The organism is Kitasatospora setae KM-6054 (assembly GCF_000269985.1).
In the GTDB taxonomy this organism is placed as follows: domain Bacteria; phylum Actinomycetota; class Actinomycetes; order Streptomycetales; family Streptomycetaceae; genus Kitasatospora; species Kitasatospora setae.
On record NC_016109.1, the window covers coordinates 7725925 to 7746245 of the forward strand.

The 20321-nt window shown below is 74.9% G+C and carries 16 protein-coding genes; 12 read left to right on the plus strand and 4 right to left on the minus strand.

What is annotated here, in order from left to right; genetic code table 11:
* Positions 1-320 precede the first annotated feature (320 nt).
* The 3 genes from mptB (at position 321) to KSE_RS33915 (ending at position 4250) form a co-directional block, all read left to right on the plus strand.
* Entirely contained in the window at positions 321-1760 is a 1440-nt protein-coding gene (gene mptB, locus KSE_RS33905) for a polyprenol phosphomannose-dependent alpha 1,6 mannosyltransferase MptB (protein WP_014139908.1), read from the plus strand.
* A complete protein-coding gene (locus KSE_RS33910; RefSeq protein ID WP_014139909.1) occupies positions 1754-3007 on the plus strand; it encodes a glycosyltransferase 87 family protein in 1254 nt (417 codons plus the stop codon). The genes mptB and KSE_RS33910 overlap by 7 nt, the downstream gene beginning before the upstream one ends.
* Before the next feature lie 100 nt (positions 3008-3107).
* A complete protein-coding gene (locus KSE_RS33915; RefSeq protein WP_014139910.1) occupies positions 3108-4250 on the plus strand; it encodes a DUF4037 domain-containing protein in 1143 nt (380 codons plus the stop codon).
* Between the two features lie 54 nt (positions 4251-4304).
* Here the strand turns inward: KSE_RS33915 and KSE_RS33920 are convergent, their stop codons facing one another.
* Both KSE_RS33920 and KSE_RS33925 read right to left on the minus strand, forming a co-directional pair.
* Positions 4305-5108 carry a class I SAM-dependent methyltransferase gene (locus tag KSE_RS33920; protein WP_033260190.1) on the minus strand — a complete coding sequence of 268 codons (804 nt, stop codon included), beginning with the start codon at positions 5106-5108 and terminating at the stop codon, positions 4305-4307.
* A gap of 88 nt (positions 5109-5196) precedes the next feature.
* Positions 5197-5781, minus strand: a complete 585-nt coding sequence (locus KSE_RS33925; protein ID WP_014139912.1) for a MarR family winged helix-turn-helix transcriptional regulator — start codon at positions 5779-5781, stop codon at positions 5197-5199.
* Between the two features lie 197 nt (positions 5782-5978).
* Here KSE_RS33925 and KSE_RS33930 point away from each other — a divergent pair, with 197 nt between their 5' ends.
* From KSE_RS33930 to KSE_RS33955, 6 genes are all read left to right on the plus strand, one after another.
* Positions 5979-7133, plus strand: a complete 1155-nt coding sequence (locus KSE_RS33930) for an MFS transporter (RefSeq protein WP_407927458.1) — start codon at positions 5979-5981, stop codon at positions 7131-7133.
* Positions 7130-9430, plus strand: a complete 2301-nt coding sequence (locus KSE_RS33935) for a molybdopterin oxidoreductase family protein (protein WP_014139914.1) — start codon at positions 7130-7132, stop codon at positions 9428-9430. The genes KSE_RS33930 and KSE_RS33935 overlap by 4 nt, the downstream gene beginning before the upstream one ends.
* 6 nt (positions 9431-9436) lie before the next feature.
* Positions 9437-10054, plus strand: coding sequence for a 4Fe-4S dicluster domain-containing protein (locus KSE_RS33940; protein WP_014139915.1), 618 nt, complete (start codon positions 9437-9439; stop codon positions 10052-10054).
* A 101-nt stretch (positions 10055-10155) separates the two neighbouring features.
* Positions 10156-10794 (plus strand): QcrA and Rieske domain-containing protein, encoded by a 639-nt coding sequence (locus tag KSE_RS33945; protein WP_051056037.1) that lies wholly within the window; start codon positions 10156-10158, stop codon positions 10792-10794.
* A gap of 76 nt (positions 10795-10870) precedes the next feature.
* Positions 10871-11239, plus strand: a complete 369-nt coding sequence (locus KSE_RS33950) for a hypothetical protein (RefSeq protein WP_014139917.1) — start codon at positions 10871-10873, stop codon at positions 11237-11239.
* Between the two features lie 208 nt (positions 11240-11447).
* Positions 11448-12350 carry a hypothetical protein gene (locus KSE_RS33955; protein ID WP_014139918.1) on the plus strand — a complete coding sequence of 301 codons (903 nt, stop codon included), beginning with the start codon at positions 11448-11450 and terminating at the stop codon, positions 12348-12350.
* A gap of 35 nt (positions 12351-12385) precedes the next feature.
* Here the strand turns inward: KSE_RS33955 and KSE_RS33960 are convergent, their stop codons facing one another.
* The gene (locus tag KSE_RS33960; RefSeq protein ID WP_231873257.1) at positions 12386-13726 is read right to left on the minus strand and encodes a threonine/serine exporter family protein; all 1341 of its coding nucleotides are present in this window, start codon (positions 13724-13726) and stop codon (positions 12386-12388) included.
* 156 nt (positions 13727-13882) lie between these two features.
* Here KSE_RS33960 and KSE_RS33965 point away from each other — a divergent pair, with 156 nt between their 5' ends.
* The 3 genes from KSE_RS33965 (at position 13883) to KSE_RS33975 (ending at position 19059) form a co-directional block, all read left to right on the plus strand.
* Positions 13883-14287 carry an SHOCT domain-containing protein gene (locus KSE_RS33965; protein ID WP_033260188.1) on the plus strand — a complete coding sequence of 135 codons (405 nt, stop codon included), beginning with the start codon at positions 13883-13885 and terminating at the stop codon, positions 14285-14287.
* 219 nt (positions 14288-14506) lie between these two features.
* Positions 14507-16573, plus strand: a complete 2067-nt coding sequence (locus KSE_RS33970; protein WP_051055515.1) for a SpoIIE family protein phosphatase — start codon at positions 14507-14509, stop codon at positions 16571-16573.
* A complete protein-coding gene (locus KSE_RS33975; protein ID WP_231873258.1) occupies positions 16570-19059 on the plus strand; it encodes an ATP-binding SpoIIE family protein phosphatase in 2490 nt (829 codons plus the stop codon). Before KSE_RS33970 ends, KSE_RS33975 begins: the two co-directional genes overlap by 4 nt.
* Before the next feature lie 86 nt (positions 19060-19145).
* Here the strand turns inward: KSE_RS33975 and KSE_RS33980 are convergent, their stop codons facing one another.
* A complete protein-coding gene (locus tag KSE_RS33980; protein ID WP_014139923.1) occupies positions 19146-20150 on the minus strand; it encodes an aldo/keto reductase family protein in 1005 nt (334 codons plus the stop codon).
* Between the last annotated feature and the right edge of the window lie 171 nt (positions 20151-20321).

A 20321-nucleotide genomic window follows, 5' to 3' on the forward strand; every position in this document is an offset into this window, starting at 1 on the left:
GGTCTCTCGGGGCGCGATAGGGTGGCGACGGACGGCACGGGACGACACGCAACGACACGAGCGCTCGTACCCGGACCGCCGGTCGGGCGGCACCGGCCACGGGCGGCCCCCGTATGTCTCCCCGACCCGGACAACCCCCGGGTGGACGTCCGTGGGAGACCAGATGTGCACATGCTGAATGGCCGGTTCGGCCCCGCCACGGCGTCTCGGCGGGCACACCCGTCCCGGCCTGCGCACGGCATGATCCGGACGCCCCGCGGACACCCGGCGGACGCCGACTCTTCCCCCGCGGGCCACGCCGTTCTGCGAGCGTTCCCGACATGCCGAACACGGGCGCGAACGCCTACCCGAGCCGGTACCGGTGGCTCGGACTCCTGGGCTCGCTCGCCCTCGCCGCCGGCGGACTCACCTCCGGTGCTCTGCCGGCCACCGCCACCGGCCCCACCCTGCGCGCCTCCGGCGGCGCCGGCACCGTCCTGGTCTTCGCCGGCCTGACCGTCCTCACCGCCGCCTGGCTGCTGCTCGGCCGCCCCACCGACGGACAGCGCCCGCCCGGCACCCGCTGGCTGACCGCCACCCTGGCCTGGTGGGCCGCCCCGCTCCTGCTGCTGCCCCCGCTGTTCAGCCGCGACGTCTACAGCTACCTGGCCCAAGGCGCCATGCTGGCGGGCGGGTTCGACGTCTACGCGGACGGTCCCGCGCTGCTCGGCGGCCCCGCCGCCCAGCAGATACCCCAGGTCTGGCAGCACACCCCCGCCCCGTACGGGCCCGGCTTCCTGCTGCTGGCCCGGGCCGTCGCCCCGCTCGCCCAACACCCCTACGCCGGAACGCTGTTGCTGCGCTTGGCCGCCGTCCTGGCGGTCGCCGCGCTGACCGCCCTGCTGCCCGCGCTCGCCCGCCGCCTCGGCACCGACCCCGCCGCCGCGCTGCGGCTGGGCGCGCTCAACCCGCTGGTCCTGCTGCACCTGGTGGCCGGCGCGCACAACGACGCCGCGCCGCTCGCCCTGATGCTGGCCGGCCTGCTCGCCGCCACCCACCGCCGCCCGCACCTCGCCGCCGCCCTGATCACCCTCGCCGCCCTCACCAAGGCCCCCGCCGCCCTCGCCCTCCCCGCCGCCTGGTGGATCGCCGGCACCCCGCGCGCCGGCACCCCGCGCGCCGGCTCCGGCCCGCCCGCGCCGGGCCGGGCGAGGCTGCGCACCGCCGGGACGTCGCTGCTGGCCGCCGCCGCGACCACGGTCGCCGTCACCGCCGCCGCGGGCACCGGCTACGGCTGGGTCGCCGCGCTCACCACCCCGGCCACCAGCAGCAGTTGGTCGCCGACCAGCAGCCTGGGTCGGCTGCTCGCCGCCCTGGCCGGGGCCGACCCGGAGCGGCTGGTCGGCGCCGTCCGGCTGCTCGGCCTGGCCGTCGCGGCCGCCGTGGTCTGCCTACTGGCGGCCGGGGTGGTGCGGCGGGGGAGCGAGCCGGCGGCGGCCCTGGCGCTCGGGTTCGGCGCGGTGATCCTGCTCGGCCCGGCCTTCCGGCCCTGGTACGCGCTGTGGTGCGTGCTGCCCGCCGCGTTCGCCGCGCGCACCCCGCACGCCCGTCTCGCCGCCGAACTCTGCTGTGCCGCGCTGGCGTTCACCGTCATGCCGGACGGATTCGGGCCTGACTCCGCCGAGTTGGTGCTCGCCGCCGGCGGCATCGCGGCCGGGGCGGCCACCATCATGCTGACCGAACGTCAGATGTCGTTCCAGGAAAGGCAGCCGGCTTGCTGACCCGCGGCACCACCACCGCCAGGAGCGCGGTCCTCGCCACCGCCGTCCTCGCCACCACGCTCGTCCTGGCGTTCATCCCGGGCCACCGCGGCTGGTTCGACGTCGGCGTGTACTACGGCACCGTCCGGCACTGGGCCGACACCGGCCGGCTCTACGACTACGTCCGGCCCGGCACCGTCTACGGGTTCACCTACCCGCCGTTCGCCGCCGTCTGCATGCTGCCGATGCGGCTGTTCGGCTGGCACCCGGCGATCGCCGTCAGCGTCGCGCTCTCCGCCGCCGCCACCGCGCTGCTGCTGTACTGGCTGGTCGACCCGATCGCCCGCCGCCGCGGCTGGTGCCGCTGGTACGCGTACGGCCTGGCGGCCTGCCTGTGCGGCCTCACCAACCCCGTCCGCGACACCTTCAGCTTCGGCCAGGTCAACCTGCTGTTGGTCGCCCTGGTCTTCGCCGACCGGCAGTTGACGAGCCGTCAAATCACCAGCCGCAGATGGCGGTTGCTGGCCGGAGTCGGCACCGGGCTGGCCGCCGCGATCAAACTGACCCCGGCGCTGTTCATCGTCCACCTGCTGCTCACCCGCCAGTGGCGGGCCGCCGCGACCGCCACCGCCACCGCGCTCGGCGCCACCGGCGTCGGCTTCCTGATCGGCCCGGAGGTCTCCCGCCAGTTCTGGACCGCCACGCTGTGGGACACCAACCGGGTCGGCGGCTTCGCCAACATGTCCAACCAGTCCCTGCAAGGGCTGATCGCCCGGCTCGGCCCCCAACTCCCCGGCCGCACCCTGTGGGTGGCCGCCTCGCTGGCCGTCCTCGCGATCTGGGCGTACCGCCTGCACCGCGCCACCCGGGCCGGCGACAGCCTCGCCGCGTACAGCCTCACCGGCCTCGCCTGCTGCCTGGTCAGCCCGATCACCTGGGTGCACCACCTGGTCTGGATGCTGCCCGCCCTGGTCGTCCTCGCCGACGCCGCCCTCGACCGCACCCGGCGCCGGCGCTGGTGGCTCACCCTCTGCTGGCTGCTCCAACTCGTCGTCTCCAGCGGCATGGTGTGGCTCTGGCGCCCCGACGGACGCGACCTCGGCACCCTGTTCGGCGGCAGCGCGTACGCCCTGGTCAGCCTCGGCCTGCTGATCGCCGTACCGATCCGGCACCGCCCCGACCACCCCGACCCGCCCGCGCACCCCGCCGCACCCGCCACCGCGGCCGCCCCGAAGGCCCTCGGCAGGCGCCCGGCCGCCGTCGGCTGACCACCGGGGAGGAACGGGACGGCGCGGCGCGGGGCGGGCGGGCGGGCGGGCGGGCGATAAACGGTGGACCCGCCCGTCGCGCGCCGCCACAGTGGGCCGCATGACCGCCACCGACCCGCCCGACCCGCCCGTCCCGCTCGATCCGCCCTTCGTGCCCGGCCTCGACCTGGCCCGGGCCCTGTACGAGGAGGCCGTCCGCCCGATCCTGGCCCGCGCCCACCCGGGGCTGCGGCACGCGGCCGCCCGGATCGGCCCCGGCTCGGAGGTGCTCGGCTTCGACACCGCGCGCTCCACCGACCACGACTGGGGGCCGCGCCTGCAACTCTTCCTGGACCCGGCGGACGCCCGCCGACACGGCCCCGCGATCCGCGAACTGCTCGCCGAGCGGCTGCCCGGACGGATCCGCGGCTGGTCCACCCACTACCGCCGCAGCGGCGACCCCCACGACCCGGTCAGCCACCTCGAACCGGCCCCCGCCGGCCTCGTCGACCACCGCGTCACCGTCCACGACCTGCCGACCTGGCTCGCCGGACACCTCGGCCCGCCCGCCGCCGCCTGGGCCGCCACCGACCCCGGCCCCACCGACTGGCTGGCCCTCCCGCAGCAGCGCCTCGCCGAGTTCACCGCCGGCGCGGTCTTCCACGACGGCCCCGGCATCCTCACCGCCGCCCGCGCCCGCCTGCGCTGGTACCCCGACCAGGTGTGGCGCCACCTGCTGGCCTGCCAGTGGCAGCGGATCGCCCAGGAGGAAGCCTTCGTCGGCCGCTGCGCCGAGGCCGGCGACGACCTCGGCGCAGCCCTGACCACCGCCCGCCTGGTCCGCGACCTGATCCGGCTCACCTTCCTGATGAGCCGCCGCTACGCCCCGTACGGCAAGTGGCTCGGCACCGCCTTCGACCGCCTGGACGCCGCCCCCGCGCTGGCCCCGCACCTGCGCGCCGCGCTGGCCGCCGCCGACCCGGCCGCCCGCGAACGGCACCTGTGCGACGCGTACCGGGCCGCCGCCCGCGCCCACAACGCGCTCGGCCTGACCGCGCCGCTCGACCCGGCCCGCCGCCGCTACCACGGCCGCCCGTACCTCGTGCTGCACGCCGACCGCTTCGCCCGGGCCCTGCAACAGACCGTCACCGCGCCGGAGTTGCGCGACCGGCCGCTGACCGGCGCGGTCGACCAGTGGGCCGACGGCACCGACCTGCTCGCCCACCCGGAAGCCGTCCGGGCCGCCGTCGACGCGATCGGCTGACCGGACGGCTTCCCATCGGGCGGCTTCCCACCGGGCGGCTGACCGGGTGGGCCGTCAGGACGGGCGGACGGCCCGCAGCGAGTAGACCAGCGGGAGGCGCGGGCCGGCCGGGAGGCGGAAGTGGCCGTGCGCGTGCTCGTGCAGGAACTCCAGGCGCAGGCCGGCCGCCGCGAGGGCGCTGACCACGTCGCCCAGGCCGTGCTGCCACTGCACCGTCCGGGACGAGGCCAGCGCGGCGTCCTGGTCCGCGTAACTGCCCGAGTCCTCCACCAGTTGGGGCGCCCGCTGGAAGTAGTCCTCCACCAGGACGCCGGGATCCTCCTCGACCAGGTCCGCCAGCGGGTGGAACTCCGCGAGGTACAGGAAGCCGCCGGGGCGCAGCAGCGCCGCGACCGTCCGCGCCCAGCGGGCCAGGTCGGGCAGCCAGGGCAGCGCGCCCCGGCCGGTGTACACCACGTCGAATCTCTCCCCGGCCAGCGCCTCGGCCGCCGCGTACACGTCCGACACGACGAACCGGGCGGTGTCGGCGCCGATCCGCTCCGCGAGCTTCGCGGCCTCGGCGACCGCGGGGGCGGAGAAGTCCAGCCCGGTCACGCGGGCGCCGCGCCGGGCCCAGGAGAGGGTGTCCAGCCCGAGGTGGCACTGCAGGTGGAGCAGCTGCTTGCCGGTGACCTCGCCGACCTCGGCGAGCTCGAAGTCGAGCAGGGTGTCCGCCCCGGCGACGAAGCCCGGGAGGTCGTAGAACTTCCCGCCGACGTGGACGGGCACCCGCTCGTCCCAGTTGGCGCGGTTGATCTCCGCCCAGTCGGCGGGCGGGGCGGGTGTGGGGCCGGGCGCGTCGTGCACGTGGGATGCCATGTGAAACATCATTCCGATGCGCACGCGCGCCCGGCAACGGATTAACGGGGTGGCGGGTCAACCGGGTGGCGGCAAGGCGGCGGTGCGGTCAGGTGGGGGAGACCTCCGTTTCCGGCGCCCGGCTCTGCCCCAGGTACTGCTCCAGCTGCCGCTGGTTGGCGACCACGCGCAGGCACAGGTGCCGGAAGGCGGCCAGTTCCCCGGGGGTGAAGCTGCGGAAGACCGCGGCCATGGCGCGCTGGGTCGGCGCGCGGAAGGACTCCAGCCAGGCGTGACCCTCGGGGGTGATGGTGACCCGGACGGAGCGCCGGTCGTCCGGGTCCTGGGCGCGCAGGGCCAGTCGCTCGCCCTCCAGGGTGTCGACCAGTCCGGTCACGTTGCGCGAGCTGACGCCGCCGGCCCGGGCCAGTTCGCCGATGCTCAGCCCGGCCTCCCCGGCGTTGCCGAGCCGGGCGAGCACGTCGAGCGCCCCGGAGCTGAGGCCGCGCCCGCCGGCGCCGTGCGAGCGGAGCCGGTCGATCGCCTGCGCGGCGGAGCGGACGGAGGCGGCGGCCTCCAGGGCGAGCGTGTCGCCGCCGAGCGCGAAGGCGCCCATCGCGGCGCGCACGCCGGGGTCGTAGAGGTGGCCGTCCGTGTCCTCGGCCGGGGCGGAATTATGTACGTCCTTCAACATGAAGCACTACCGTAATCGCTGACGCCCCATCAGTCCACCCCCGTGCCGCCGGGCCGGGCGCGCCGCCCGCTCACCCGTCCGGCCCAGCGGCGCGCCGCAGGCGGGGCAGCGCGCCGGGCGTACGGCGGGGGCGATCGCTAACGTCCGGCTGAGAGAACGTCAGACCAAGTGCTTGTCGAGCGCCGAGGAGAGTGGGCGTGACCGGAACAGCGCCGCCCTGGGAGGGCAGACCGGCCGGGGGCAGCCCGACCGGGGGCGGTCCGACCGGAGGCGGTCCGGGCGGGGGCGGGGTCGCCGGGGTGGTGGCCTCGGCGACCAGGTCGACGGCGGTCCGCGCCTCGGCCGTCGCCGCTGCCGCGAGCCTGCTGCTGGTGGTCGCGATCGTGCTGGGCAGCAGGCTGCTGCGGGACTTCGACTCGGCCCTGGTCCCGTACGCGGTGGCCAGCGTGTTCCTCACCTTCGGCGTGGTCTACCGCTACGTGGTGTGGGTCTCCGCGCCGGCCGCCCGCCGGCTCTTCGTGCAGGGCTGGAAGGCCGCGCTCTCCTGGGAGAACCTCAAGCGCTCGCCCGCCGCGCTGCCCAAGATGATCGCCACCTACCTGGGCTTCCAGAAGTTCCTCGGCGCCCGTTCGCACGCCCGCTGGGCCGCGCACCAACTGATCTTCTGGGGCTGCCTGCTGGCCGCCGCGATCACCTTCCCGCTGACCTGGGGCTGGTTCACCTTCACCTCCTCCAGCGCGGCCGGCCCCGGCTACGAGATGCGCCTGTGGGGCTTCAAGCTGTTCGGCTTCGACTCCGGCAGCTTCCTCGGCTGGGCGCTCTACCACGGCCTCGACCTGGCCGCCGTGATGGTGATCGGCGGCGCCGGCTACTTCCTGTGGCGGCGGATGCGCGACCGCGCCGCCACCACCGGCCAGCGCTTCGGCTACGACTTCGTGCCGCTGCTGGCCCTGCTCACCATCTCGGTCACCGGCCTGCTGCTGACCTTCTCCGAGATGTTCCTGCACGGCGGCGGCTACGAGTTCCTGGCCATCCTGCACATGGCCTCGGTCGTCCTGACCCTGGTCTACCTGCCGTTCGGCAAGTTCTTCCACATCGTGCAGCGCCCGGCCGCGGTCGGCATGCAGCTGTTCAAGTACACGGCGCGGCGCAAGGGTTCGGACGCCCAGGAGCTCCAGGCGTGCAAGCGCTGCGGCCAGCCGATCGACACCGTCGCGGCGGTGGACAACCTGCGGGCCACCATGCGCGACCTGAAGCTGGGCTTCGACGAGTGGGCGGAGTACTGCCCCCGTTGCAAGCGGGTGCTGCGCGGCAACGCCTATCTGTCGAACGTCAAGCGGGGGTTCAAGTGAGCACCGAGCACGTCCCGTTGGACCCGAGCGTCGCCCCGCTCGGCACCCGCGACTTCCGCGACGCGGGCGGCCTGCCCGCCGCCGCCTGGCGGGCCGACCAGACCGAGCAGACCCTCGTCCCCACGCACTGCTGCTTCTGCGGCGTGCAGTGCGGGATGTACCTGCGGGTGGACGGCCACGGCAAGGTGTTCGGCGTCGAGCCGCGCAACCACGACATCAACCGGATGCGCCTGTGCCCCAAGGGCATCAACGCCTACCAGCAGGTCAACCACCCGGACCGGCTGACCGCGCCGCTGGTCCGCCGCAGCCGCGACGAGCCGTTCCGCGAGGCGAGTTGGGAGGAGGCGCTGGACCACACCGTCGCCGAGATCCGCCGGATCCAGGGCGAGCGGGGTCGGGACGCGTTCGGGATGCTCGGCGGCGCCAGCCTGTTCTCCGAGAAGACCTACCTGGTGGGCAAGTTCGCCCGGGTCGCGCTGAAGACCCGGCACGTCGACTACAACGGTCGGCTGTGCATGGTGAGCGCCGCCGGCGCCAACAAGCTGGCCTTCGGCATCGACCGGGCCGCCAACCCGTTCGCCGACATCCTGCAGACCGACTGCCTGCTGATCGCCGGGTCGAACGTCGGCGAGTGCTTCCCGGTGATGACCCAGTACGTGTGGGGGGCCCGCGACCGCGGCGCCACCCTGATCATCGTCGACCCGCGGCAGACCGCCGTCGCCCGCACCGCCGACATCCACGTCGCGCTCAAGTCCGGTACCGACGCGGCGTTCTTCAACGCGGTGCTGCACGTCATCGTCGCGGAGGGCCTGACCGACGAGGCGTTCCTGGCCGAGCACACCACCGGCTGGGACGAGGTCAAGGCCACCGTCGCCGCCTACCCGCCCAGCCGGGCCGCCGAGATCTGCGGCGTCCCCGCGGAGCAGATCGTCCAGGTGGCGAGGGTGTTCGGGCGGGCGGAGCGGGCGATGGCCTGGCACGCGCGCGGCATCGAGCACCACACCCAGGGCGTCGAGAACTGCCTCACCGTCATCAACCTGTGCACCGCCACCGGCAACCTCGGCCGCCCGGGCGCCGGTTACGGCACCATCACCGGCCAGGGCAACGGCCAGGGCGGCCGCGAACACGGCCAGAAGTCCGACCTGCTGCCCGGCGGCCGCTCCATCAACGACCCGGCGCACCGCCGCCAGGTCGCCGCGATCTGGGGCATCGAGGAGTCCGAACTCCCGCAGGCCGGAACCTCGATGATGGAAATGGTCTGGCAGATGCAGCGCGGCGAGATCCGCGGCCTGATCGGAGTCTGCAACAACCCCTTCGTCTCGCTGCCCAACTACGCGGTGGTCAAGGACGGTTACGACAAGCTGGAGTTCCACGCCCAGTTCGACTTCTTCCTCTCCGAGACCGCCGCCAACGCGCACGTGGTCTTCCCCGTCACCACCTGGGCCGAGGACGAGGGCGTGATGGCCAACGCCGAGGCCCGGGTGGTCAAGCACAACAAGGCCCAGGACCCGCCGCCCGGCGTGCGCACCGACACCTGGGTGATGTGCGAGATCGCCCGACGCCTCGGCGAGGGAAGCAAGTTCGCCTTCGAGGGCTCCAAGGACGTCTTCGACGAACTGCGCCGCGCCTCGGCCGGCACCGTCATCGACTACTACGGCATCACCTACGAGCGGCTGGAGCAGACCGGCGGCATCGCCTGGCCCTGCCCGAGCCTCGAACACCCGGGCACCCCAAGGCTGTTCGAGGGCGGCAAGACGTACCACGCGGACGGCAAGGTGCACATGCAGGTGGTGGAGTGGCACCCGCCGGCCGACCCGTACAGCGACGAGTACCCGATGACGCTGACCACCGGGCGCACCGTCGCGCACTTCCTGTCCGGCAACCAGACCCGGCGCCTGGGCGGCCTGGTCGAGCAGACGCCCCGGCCGTGGGTCGAGGTGCACCCCTCGCACGGGTTCCGCAACGGGGAGGCGGTGCGGGTGGTGACCCGGCGCGGCAGCGAGGTGCTGCCCGCGCTGGTGACCGAGGCGATCCGCCCCGACCACGTGTTCGTGCCCTACCACTGGCCGTACCCCGTCGCCGCGAACGCGCTGACCATCGACGCCCTCGACCCGCGCTCGAAGATCCCCGAGTACAAGGTGTGCGCGGTGCGGATCGAACGGGCCGAGCGGATCGACCCGGTGCCCGCGCCGCCGGTGCCGCCCGGCCGGGCGGCCTACCCGGAGGCCCAGGTCTCCCGCACCGACCCGCTGCCGCCGACCTCGCCGCAGGGCCGCGGCACCGCCGAGAGGGGCTGACCGAGGATGCTGGGACGCACCATCTTCATCGACCCCGGCCGCTGCATCGGCTGCCAGGCCTGCGTGTCGGCCTGCCGCGAGTGCGACTCGCACCGCGGCAAGTCGATGATCCACCTGGACTACCCGGACGAGGGCCACACCGTCGCCTCGCTGCCGACCGTCTGCATGCACTGCGAGGACCCGGTCGCCCCGTGCGCCGAGGTCTGCCCGGCCGAGGCGATCCTGATCACCGCCGACGGTGTGGTGCAGGAAGCCGACCCGACCCGCTGCATCGGCTGCGCGAACTGCGTCAACGCCTGCCCGTTCGGCGTGCCCAAGATCGACCTGGAGGCCAAGCTCCAGATGAAGTGCAACCTCTGCTACGACCGCACCTCCTACGGCCTGGCGCCGATGTGCGCCACGGTCTGCCCGACCGGTGCCCTGTTCTACGGCACCGTCGAGGAACTCCAGGCCGAACGGCCCGGCGTGGACGTCTCCACGATGTTCGCGTTCGGCGACACCGTGGTCTCCACCGGCGTCGCCATGGTGGTGCCGGCCGAGCGCCGGGCACCCGTCCCCGGCGGAATGCTGAACCTGATCGAGGTCAACGGGCGGCCCACGCCCGGGAACGGAGCGAGGGCGTGACCAGCCCCGTCAACTCCCCTGATCCGCACGGCGACCAGGGCCGCGGCGGCCACCCCGGCCCCGGCGGCCACTCCGGTTCCGGCGGCCGCGGCCCCGAGAGCCTGGAGGGCTTCGACCACCCGGACCACCCGGACCACCCCGGCGGCCCCGGCGACCACCGGGCCGAACAGGCCGCGCTCAAGGAGCGGATCAGCGCCGACTCGCTGACCACCCGGCGCGACTACCTGCGGATCGTCGCCACCGTCTCCGGCGGCCTGGCGGTCGGCTCCACGGTGGTCTCGGCCGGCGTGCTGCACCGCCACGGGGACGGCACCGCAGGCCCGTTGAAGGTCGCCGACCGGCTGGAGCGCGGCGAGGCGGTCAGCTTCGACTACCCCGGCGAGGACGACCGGGCGATGGCGATCCGGCTGCCCGACGGCACCCTGGTCGGCTACTCCACGGTCTGCACCCACCTGGCCTGCGGCGTGCTCTGGCGGCGCGACCACGGCACCGACGGCGACCTCTACTGCCCTTGCCACGAAGGGCAGTTCGACTCCCGCACCGGCGAGGTCACCGGCGGCCCGCCGCCCCGCCCGCTGCCCAAGGTGGTGATGGTCGAGGACGCCCAGGGCGCGGTCTGGGCGGTCGGCACCGCCCGCTCCGGCGAGAGCGAGGAGGCCGGACTCTGCCGCGGCCTGCGCGACCGCAACCCCGCACTCGCCGAAGCGGCCGGCTGCGCGACCCGCAAGAGCGGCAAGTGAAGCCGGTGGAAAGGGCGTTCGGCGGGGCGGCCGACCGCGAACTGACGGCAGGTCAATTCGCCTGTGGAGGTGCCTGATGAGCGTTCCCGAGGGCCACTACCCGGAGGGCTACCACCCCGGCAGCGACGAGCCGAGGCTCAACCGGCCCGTCCACGAACGGTATCCGCAGATCCGGGCCACCTCCGGCTACGCCGACCCGCGGGTCTCCGCGACCGGCCCCGGGCCCGGCGCGGGCACCGACCAGCAGCCCGAGCGGTCGGCGATCCTGTCCGCCCGGGTCGGCCTGGCCGTCACCATCGTGATCGGCCAACTGTGGGCGCTGAACACCGCGACCAACGCCTGGATGCGCGGCCAGACCGCCACCGCCTGGTGGTGCACCGGGTTCAGCGCCGCGTCCTTCCTGGTCGTCCTGCTGGCCTGGGCGATCGCGCCCAACGACCGCTGACCCCAAGGGGATCGCGGACCGGCGGGGCCGGTGGTCACGATTCGCCACCGCCCCCGTCGCCCGCGTTCCCCCACCGGCCGGCGACCCGTACGCTGTTCCCTCCCGGCCGCCCGAGCGGCCGGCGGGACAGACCGCGGGGCGGCCGACCGGACGCGTCGGCGCCCGCCGGGGCGCGCGCCGCGCGGGCGCGGGAAGGGCACGACGCATCATGACGGAGCACGCCACCACCGAGACGCCCCAGCCCCGGCCGTTCCCCGACCGGCAGGCCGTCCTCCGCGCGGCCGTCCTCGTCCCCGTCACCCCGGCCCACCTGCACGACACCCACCCGCACGGCCCGCTCGCCCTCGCCGCCACCGAACCCGTCGACGTCCGCACCGGCGGCCTCGCCTGGGACGAGACCACCCGGCGGCTGACCGCGCACCCCGCGCCCGGACAGGTCGTCGGCGCCCGGATCGAGATCCTCACCGTCGGCGAGCACCCGCTCGGCCACGCCGTCAAAGAGCCCGGCGGAGAAGTGCGCTGGCCCGCATGGGCCGCACTCGGCGACACCCCCGTGGCCTGGCACGGACAGCCCGCACTGCTCACCGACGGCGGCTCCTACCCCTGCCTGCTCAACCTCACCGGCGAACAGCGCGCCCTGCTCGTCCAGGCCGAGGGCGAGCACGGACTCGACTTCAACGAGGCCCTGCTGCGCGTCACCCGCCCGCTCGCCGAAGCCCTCGACCAACTGCCGGACGGACTCGACCGCACCGAGGCGCTCGGCCGCCTGATCACCCTGCTGATCGACCGCGGCGCCCGCTACCTCGTCCCCGCCGACCCGCACCACCTGCCCGGCTGGGAACCCCACCTGCACCGCGCCTACCGGGCCCTCGACGCGCAGGCCCGCGCCCGCCGCCACGAGCACCCCACGCCCGCGACGGCCCCGCACCGGCCCGTCCGCTACGACGCCCTGGTACGGGACGGCGGGGCAGGCGGGGACGGTGGGGACGGTCGGGACGGGGGCGGGCCGGAGATCGTGCTGACGCCCGTGCTGCGCCGCGGCGGCCAGTGGCTGGCGGCGATGGACCCGGCCGCGCTCGACCTGCCCCACTACCGGGGCGGGGGCTGGTAGGGAGACAGGCCGGGGGTGGAGGGCCGGCGGGCGGTTCAGGACTCCGGCAGGGGGCGCGGGCGCTGGGCGAGGACCGAGCCGAGCAGCAGGCCGACGGCGATCGCCACCACGATGGTGACCATCGACAGCAGGTCGTGGAAGCCCCGCACCGGATGACCGCCGGCCAGGCTGGTCAGGCCGCGCATGCCCAGCGAACCGACGGTCAGGGTGAAGAACCCCGGCAGCACCAGCAGCAGCCGCGGCGGCCGGCCCGGCCCGCGCGCCACCGCCGTGGCCAGCGCGCCGAGCACCGCCGCCGCCAGGAACGTCCCGCCGACCTCGCCGACCAGCTTCGTCGCCCCCGACTGCACCGCCACCGTCAGGTACACCGTCCCCAGCAGCACCGGCAGCAGCCGCCACGGCGCCGCGAACGCCAGCACCGTGCCGACGGTGAACACCACCCAGGACAGGAACGTCGCCCAGCGCGGCAGGTCGGCGTGCGCCGCCAGGTCGAACAGCGCCGAGGTGTCGCCGCCGGTCGCGTACACCCCGAGCATCACGCCCAGGTACAGCTGCAGCAGCAGGAACACCGCGTACACCAGGCGCACCGCCCCGGTGGTGAGGAACCCGGCGGCCAGCTCGGTCGCGGCCGCCGAGAGCAGGTCGCCCGGGACGAAGTAGAACAGCGCCGGCAGCATCAGCAGCACCGCCCCGCCGTGCGCCGGGGTCCGCGCGAACACCTCCAGCACCAGCACCGACACCGCCGCCGACGCGACCAGCGGCAGCACCCTGGCCAGCCGCGGCCACCGCCCCGCCGCCACCGCCAGCCCCGCCGTGACCAGGCCGAGCAGCGCGCTGCTGCCGATCTCGTACCAGGTCGGCTGCATCAGCGGCGCGAAACCGACCGTGAACAGCACGATGCCCAGCCCCTTGAGCCACCACGGGTACGGGGCGGGCGAGTCGTCGATCGCCGCCAGCCGCCGCTCGGCCTCCGCGAGCGGCGTGCCGCCCAGCGACACCCGGTGCGCCCAGGGCTTGAGCGCGGCCACCTTGTCCAGTCGGGCGACGTCCGGGAAGGCCCGGACCGCGACCGTCTCGGTGCGCCCGTCGAGCGCGACGGTCAGCGTCGCGCCGTCCGGGACCAGCACCATCGAGCTGCGGGCGCCGAAACCCGACGCGGCCCGCGCCACCGTCTGCTCGACCTCCGAGGCGCCCTCGCCGCTCGTCGCCAGCAGCATCCGGGTCAACCGCGCGAGCAGCGCCGTCACCCGCCCGGGGGCCGGGCCGCCGGTGGCGTCCGTGGCGTCCGGGCTGTTCGTGGCGGCGTCCGGGCCGTCGGGGCGCACCGTCCGTTCGTCGTCCACCCGCGCCTCCCGCGTCGCCGTCGAAGCTGACACCCGCGGCCATCCTCACCCGGACGGCGGTTCGTCGCGCTCCGGGCGCGCGGGAGGGGCGCGGGAAGCGCGCGGGCGGCGCACACGGGGCGGCCGCCGAGGTGCGATGTCCGAAATGTGGTGATACCACTCGTAGAACCTGTGGAAGGGAGCCAGTCGATGGACGACTACCCGGCGCTCAACCTGTTCTGGACCATGCTGTGGCTGTTCCTGTGGATCCTGTGGTTCTTCCTGATGTTCAAGGTGCTGACGGACATCTTCCGCAGCCACGACATGGGCGGATGGGGCAAGGCCGGCTGGACGATCTTCGTGATCGTGCTGCCCTACATCGGCGTCCTAGTCTACCTGATCGCCCGCGGCAAGGAGATGGGCCAACGCGACCGGGCCATCGCCGCCAAGGCCGAGGGCGACTTCCAGGACTACATCCGGAAGGCCGCCGGAACCGAGGGCCAGAACGCCGGACCACGGCACGTCGACGACCTCGCCCGGCTCGCCGACCTGAAGAGCAGCGGCGCGATCTCCGAGGAGGAGTTCGAGAAGGCCAAGCAGAAGCTGCTCGCCTGACCCGCCCCGCCCGATGGACGGCGGAGCGGGGGAGCGGTGGAGAAGCGCGGAAGCGGAGCCAAGGGTGACGTGGGACGGATGACGGACGGACCGCGGACGGACGCGGCCCGGGCCGGTGCGGGGACCCCACCCGTACCGGCCCGGGCCGACGCGCGCACCGGCCGGCCGGGGCGTACCGACCCGGCGGACGGTCGACGGGAACGGGAGGAGGACAGCGGGGTGCCGGAACCGCAGCTGACACCCGAGGTGTTCGACCGCGCGGTCGTGGCGATCGCCCTGACCGCCGGACCCGAGCACCGGATGGTCTACTACAACGACGCGTTCCGCGCCCTGTTCGGCGACCGCCCGCTCGGCGCCCCCGCCCGCACGGCGTTCACCGAACCCGGCACCGAACGCCTGCTCACCACCCTGGACGCCGTCCTCGCCGACGGCACCGCTCGGCAGGTCACCGCCCACCGCACCCTCGCCTGCCCGTCCGGCACCCCCGCCCACCGCCACTTCGTCTACTCCTGCTCGCCCGCCACCACCCGGTACGGCCCCGGCATCCTCGCCGCCGCCATCGACACCACCGCCGAACTGCACTCCGCCCTCGAAGCCGAACGGCTCTCCGCCGAACGCCTCGAAGCCCTGCGCCGCTACGAAGCCCTGCTCGCCGCCGCCGCCCAGATGGTCTGGGTCGCCCGCGCCGACGGCTCGGTCAGCGAACTCATGCCCGGCTGGGAGGAGATGACCGGCCAGCCCTTCCCCGAAGCCGCCGACGGCGACGGCTGGCTCGATGTCGTCCACCCCCAGGACCGCGCCGCCATCGCCGCCCGCTGGGCCGCCGCCTTCCGCGACCGGCCCGCCGTCTTCGACCACGTCTTCCGGGTCCGCGGCGCCGACGGCGGCTACCGGCACGTCCGCTCCCGCGCCGTCCCCGTTCCGCACGAGGACCGCGGCACCGAGTGGATCGGCACCACCCGCGACATCGAGGACCAGTGGCGCGGACGCCTGCGCGAACGCCTGCTCGCCCGGGCCGGCGCCGTCACCGAGGCCGAACGCGCCGAGGACGCCTTCGCCGCCCTCGCCGCCACCCTCGTCCCCGACCTCACCGACGTCTGCGCCGTCTACCTGCTGCCCGGCCCCGACGCCGCCGACGAAGGCATCGTCGCCACCCGGATCGCCTCCGTCGCCCGCCCCGGACTGCCCCCGCTGCCCCCGCTCGACCGCCAGACCTTCACCCTCGGCGCCCACGCCCGCCAGGCCGTCGCCGACCGCGCCCCCACCCTGCTCGATTTCGCCGACGGCGACGTGCCCGACGGCGCCGTCCCCGAGATCTCCGCCCGCTGGCTGCACGCCACCCGCGCCACCAGCCTCACCCTGCTGCCCATCGTCGTCGACGGCGCCGTCGTCGCCCTCGCCGCCACCGCCTGCTGCGAAGGCACCCCGCCCCCCGGACCGGCCGACATCGACCTCCAGCACGAGATCCTGCAACGCGCCCAGGCCCCCCTGCGCCAGGCCCTCGCCCTGCAACGCGCCCGGCACGCCGCCGTCGTCCTGCAGCGCGCCCTGCTCACCACCCCGCCCAGCCTCGGCGGCGCCGCCGTGGCCGCCCGCTACCAGCCCGGCAGCCGCAACGCCGAGGTCGGCGGCGACTGGTACGACGCGTTCACCCTCCCCGACGGCTCGCTCGCGATGACCATCGGCGACGTGGCCGGCCACGACCTCGCCGCCGCCACCACCATGGGCCAGCTGCGCGCCATGCTCCGCTCCATCGCCTACACCCGCGGCCACGCCCACACACCCGCCGAGACGCTGCGCGAACTCGACACCGCCGCCGAGGGGTTGGGCGTCGGCAGCTTCGCCACCGCCGTGCACGCCCGACTGGTGCGGCACGGCGCGGACGGCGGCTGGGAGATGGAGTGGGCCAACGCCGGACACCCGCCACCCGTTCTCGTCCCCGCCGACGGGCCGCCCCGGCTGCTCGCCGCCGAGGACGCCGACGTCCCGCTGTGCGTCGACCCGCGCCGCCCCCGGGTCACCCACCGGCACCCGGTCGGACCCGGCGAGACGCTGCTGTTCTACACCGACGGCCTGGTCGAAGTGCCCGGCGAACACCTCGGCGACGGCATCGCCCGACTCTGCGACGCCGCCGCCGAAGCCCGCCACCGACCGCTCGCCGACCTCTGCGAACACCTGGTCGGCCGGGTCGCCGACGTCCGCGACGACATCGCCCTGATCGCGTTCCGGCCCGATCCGGCGGAACGGGCGGGGGCCACTGGCGGGAGAGGGAGAGGACGGCCGTGAACGGGTCTCGGGACGACGTGGACGAGGACGCGGGCGGGGACGGCGACGGGCACGGGGACTGGCACGGGGACGGGGACGGGGACGGGATGCGGAGGAGCGGCGTGGACGGCTACCGGGACGACCGGCACGGCAACGGCGGCGGGAACGGCGGTGAGGGGGAGGTGGACGGCGTGGCGCGGGAGGGCGGTGGCGGCGAGGGCGGTGGCGGCGAGGGCGGTGGCGGTGAGGGCGGGCAGGTCGACGCGGCGCTGCTGGACGCGCTGTTCGCGCAGGCCCCGCTCGGGCTGTACCTGCTCGACCAGGAACTGCGGGTGGTCCGCTACAACACCGCCGCCCGGGGCGTCCGCGGCGTGCCCACCACCGACATCGTCGGCCACCGCCCCGCCGAGTTCGCCCCCGGCTTCGACCGCGCCGAACTCGACGCGCTCGCCCGCCAGGCCCTCCAGGACGGCGGCTACGTCCGCGAACACCTGGTGCGCGGCCGGATGCCCAACGACCCCGGGCACGAGATGGTCGGCGCGGTCTCCTTCTTCCGGGTCGTCTCCGACACCGGCCACCCCTACCTGGTCGCCGTCGTCGAGGACGTCACCGAACGGCAGGCCGCCCTCGACCGGCTCGACATCCTGCACAACGCGCACCGCCGCCTCGGCGCCTCGCTCGACGCGATCGGCTCCGCGCAGGAGCTCGCCGACGTCGCCGTGCCGCGCTTCGCCGACTCCGCCACCGTCGACCTGCTCGACGAACCCCTGCGCGGACTACCGCTGCGCACCGGGCCGATCGACCCGGGCGCGCCGCTGCGCCGCGCCGCGTACCGCTCGGTGCGCGGCACCGGCCCCGCGGCCGGCCCTGCCGCCGGTTCCGCATCCGGTTCCGCGTCCGGTTCTGCCACCGGTCCCGTTCCGCACGGCGAGCTGTCCACGTACGGCGCGCCGACCCCGTACAGCCGGGCGCTGGAGGACGGGCGGGCCCGGCTGATCCGGGGGCTGGGCGGGGACGAGGAGTGGCTGGCCGCCGATCCGGAGCGGGGGCGGCGGCTGACCGGGCTCGGCGTGCACTCGATGATCGTCGCGCCGCTGATGGTGCACGACGCGGTGCTGGGCGTGCTCTCGCTGTACCGGCACCAGCGGTCGGAGCCGTTCGAGCAGGACGACCTGGAGCTGGCCGTCGAACTGGCCGCGCGCGGTGCGATGTCCATCGACAAGGCGCGCAGCTACGCCCGCGAGCGCTCGATCGCGACCACGCTGCAGCGCCAACTGCTGCCGCGCGCACCGGTCGAACTGAGCGCCGTGCAGAGTTCGCACGTGTACCTGCCCGGCGTGGTCGGACCCGGCGGGGACTGGTACGACGTGATCCCGCTGTCCGCCGCCCGGGTCGGCCTGGCGATCGGCTCGGTCACCGGAACCGGCATCGAAGCCGCCGCCGTGATGGGCCAAGTCCGCACCGCGCTGAGGACGTTGGCCGTCCAGGACCTGCAGCCCGACGAACTGCTGGTGCGCCTGGACGACGCCGCGCGCGTCCTCACGGACGAGCAGCAGGGCAGCCTGCCGGCCGGCGCGACCAGCCTGCCGGACGGCCTGGCGTCCTGCCTGTACATGGTCTACGACCCGATCGGGCGGACCTGCACGGCCGCCTCCGCCGGACACCCCGGGCCGGTGCTGGTCGGCCCCGACGGGGTGCCGGTGCCGTTCCCGGTCGAGCCCGGGCTGCCGCTCGGCTGCGGCGACGGCTGCTACGAGACCCGGGTCGCCGAACTGCCGGCCGGCAGCGTGCTGGCGCTGTACACCCACGGCCTGATGTCCGGACCCGGGCGGCGGGCGGGCGCGGGCGGTCGGGCGGCGAGCGGCGGGGAGCGCGGCGGTCTGGACGAGGGGCTGCCGGTCGGGCCCGGCGAGGGGCGGCGGGCGGTGCTGCAACGGGTGCTGGCCCGGGCCGGGGAGGAGGAGCTGCCGCAGCTGTGCGACCAGGCCGTGTACGCGCTGCTGCCCGAACGGCAGCGCGAGGACGCCGTGTTGCTGCTGGTGCGCACCCTCGGGCTGCCGGACGACAAGGTCGCGATGTGGACCCTGCCGGAGGACCCGGCGGTGGTCCGCACCGCCCGGCGGCTGGCCGAACACCAGCTCGCCGCCTGGGGGTTGCAGGAGCTGGAGTTCTCCACCGACCTGATCGTGAGCGAGTTGGTGACCAACGCGATCCGGTACGGGAAGTCGCCGATCCGGCTGCGGCTGATCAACGACCGCGGTCTGATCTGCGAGGTGTCGGACAGCTCGGACAGCACCCCGCACCTGCGGCGGGCCAAGTCGACCGACGAGGGCGGCCGCGGGCTGTTCATCATCGGGCAGTTGGCGCAGCGTTGGGGCACCAGGTTCGCCCGGCACGGCAAGACCATCTGGGCGCAGCAGGAGGTGCCGGAGCAGGCGGACCGGGCCGGGGACTCGGAGTCGGGGCCGGATTCGGGGGCGGGGGCGGCTGGGGAGTTGCCGGGGTAGGGCAGGCGACGCGGGCGGCCACCGGTGGTTTTTCCGATGGCCGCCCGCTCGCGGGGTGTGGTGGGGCTGTCGCAGGGGGGCTGGGATCAGGGGCGGGTCTTGGGGGCGTTCTCCGCCGTCCGGGCCGGGTCGAACTCGGCGACCGGGGAGAGGATTTCGTCCATCCGGGCGAGCAGTGCGGGCTCCAGCTTCACGCCGGCCGCCTTGACGTTCTCGGTGACCTGCTCGGGGCGGGAGGCGCCGATGATCGCGGCCGACACGTTCGGGTTCTGCAGCACCCAGGCGACCGCGAGTTGGGCGAGCGACAACCCGGCCTCCGCGGCGAGCGGCTCCAACAGCTGGACGCGCTCCAGGACTTCGGGCCGCAGCCAGCGGGCGACGAAGTTCGCGCCGCCCTTCTCGTCGGTGGCCCGGGAGCCGGCCGGGGGCTCGGCGCCCGGCTTGTACTTGCCGGTCAGCACGCCCTGCGCGATCGGCGACCAGACCACCTGGCCGATGCCCAACTCCTCGCAGGTGGGCACCACTTCACCCTCGATGACCCGCCACAGCGCGCTGTACTGCGGCTGACTGGAGACGAACGGGACGCGCAGCTCGCGGGCCAGCGCGTGGCCGGCCCGGATCTGGTCGGCCGTCCACTCGGAGACGCCGATGTACAGCGCCTTGCCGGAGCGGACCACGTCGGCGAACGCCTCCATGGTCTCCTCCAGCGGAGTGGAGGGGTCGTAGCGGTGGGCCTGGTAGACGTCGACGTAGTCGGTCTGCAGGCGGCGCAGCGAGCCGTCGATCGACTCCATGACGTGCTTGCGCCCCAGCCCCCGGTCGTTGCGGCCGGGCCCGGTCGGCCAGAACACCTTGGTGAGGATCTCCAGCCCCTCGCGCCGCTCGCCCTTGAGCGCCCGCCCGAGCACCGACTCGGCGCGGGTCTCGGCGTACACGTCGGCGGTGTCGAAGGTGGTGATGCCCGCGTCGAGGGCGGCGCGGATGCACGCGGCCGCGGTCTCCTCCTCGACCTGCGAACCGTGGGTGAGCCAGTTCCCGTACGCGATCTCACTGATGATCAGGCCGCTGCGGCCCAGGTGGCGGAATTCCATGCTGCGTACGGTACGCCAGCGGAGCCGGGCGGGGCGGGGTGTGCGGCTCCGGGTGTGGCCCCGGGGACGTTCGGGGGGCGTTTCGCGGGGCGAGGGGGCGGAGGTCGTCCGGCCCGGGTCTTTGGGCCCTACCGGGGGCGGCGGGGGCGGGCGCACGATCGAGGCAGCGCA

Excerpts from the sequence above, each read along its gene's own strand:
- mptB (WP_014139908.1), top strand. The coding sequence starts at position 321 with ATGCCGAACACGGGCGCGAACGCCTACCCGAGCCGGTACCGGTGGCTC.
- KSE_RS33915 (WP_014139910.1), top strand. The coding sequence starts at position 3,108 with ATGACCGCCACCGACCCGCCCGACCCGCCCGTCCCGCTCGATCCGCCC.
- KSE_RS33920 (WP_033260190.1), bottom strand. The coding sequence starts at position 5,108 with ATGGCATCCCACGTGCACGACGCGCCCGGCCCCACACCCGCCCCGCCC.
- KSE_RS33925 (WP_014139912.1), bottom strand. The coding sequence starts at position 5,781 with ATGTTGAAGGACGTACATAATTCCGCCCCGGCCGAGGACACGGACGGC.
- KSE_RS33940 (WP_014139915.1), top strand. The coding sequence starts at position 9,437 with ATGCTGGGACGCACCATCTTCATCGACCCCGGCCGCTGCATCGGCTGC.
- KSE_RS33950 (WP_014139917.1), top strand. The coding sequence starts at position 10,871 with ATGAGCGTTCCCGAGGGCCACTACCCGGAGGGCTACCACCCCGGCAGC.
- KSE_RS33955 (WP_014139918.1), top strand. The coding sequence starts at position 11,448 with ATGACGGAGCACGCCACCACCGAGACGCCCCAGCCCCGGCCGTTCCCC.
- KSE_RS33965 (WP_033260188.1), top strand. The coding sequence starts at position 13,883 with ATGGACGACTACCCGGCGCTCAACCTGTTCTGGACCATGCTGTGGCTG.
- KSE_RS33980 (WP_014139923.1), bottom strand. The coding sequence starts at position 20,150 with ATGGAATTCCGCCACCTGGGCCGCAGCGGCCTGATCATCAGTGAGATC.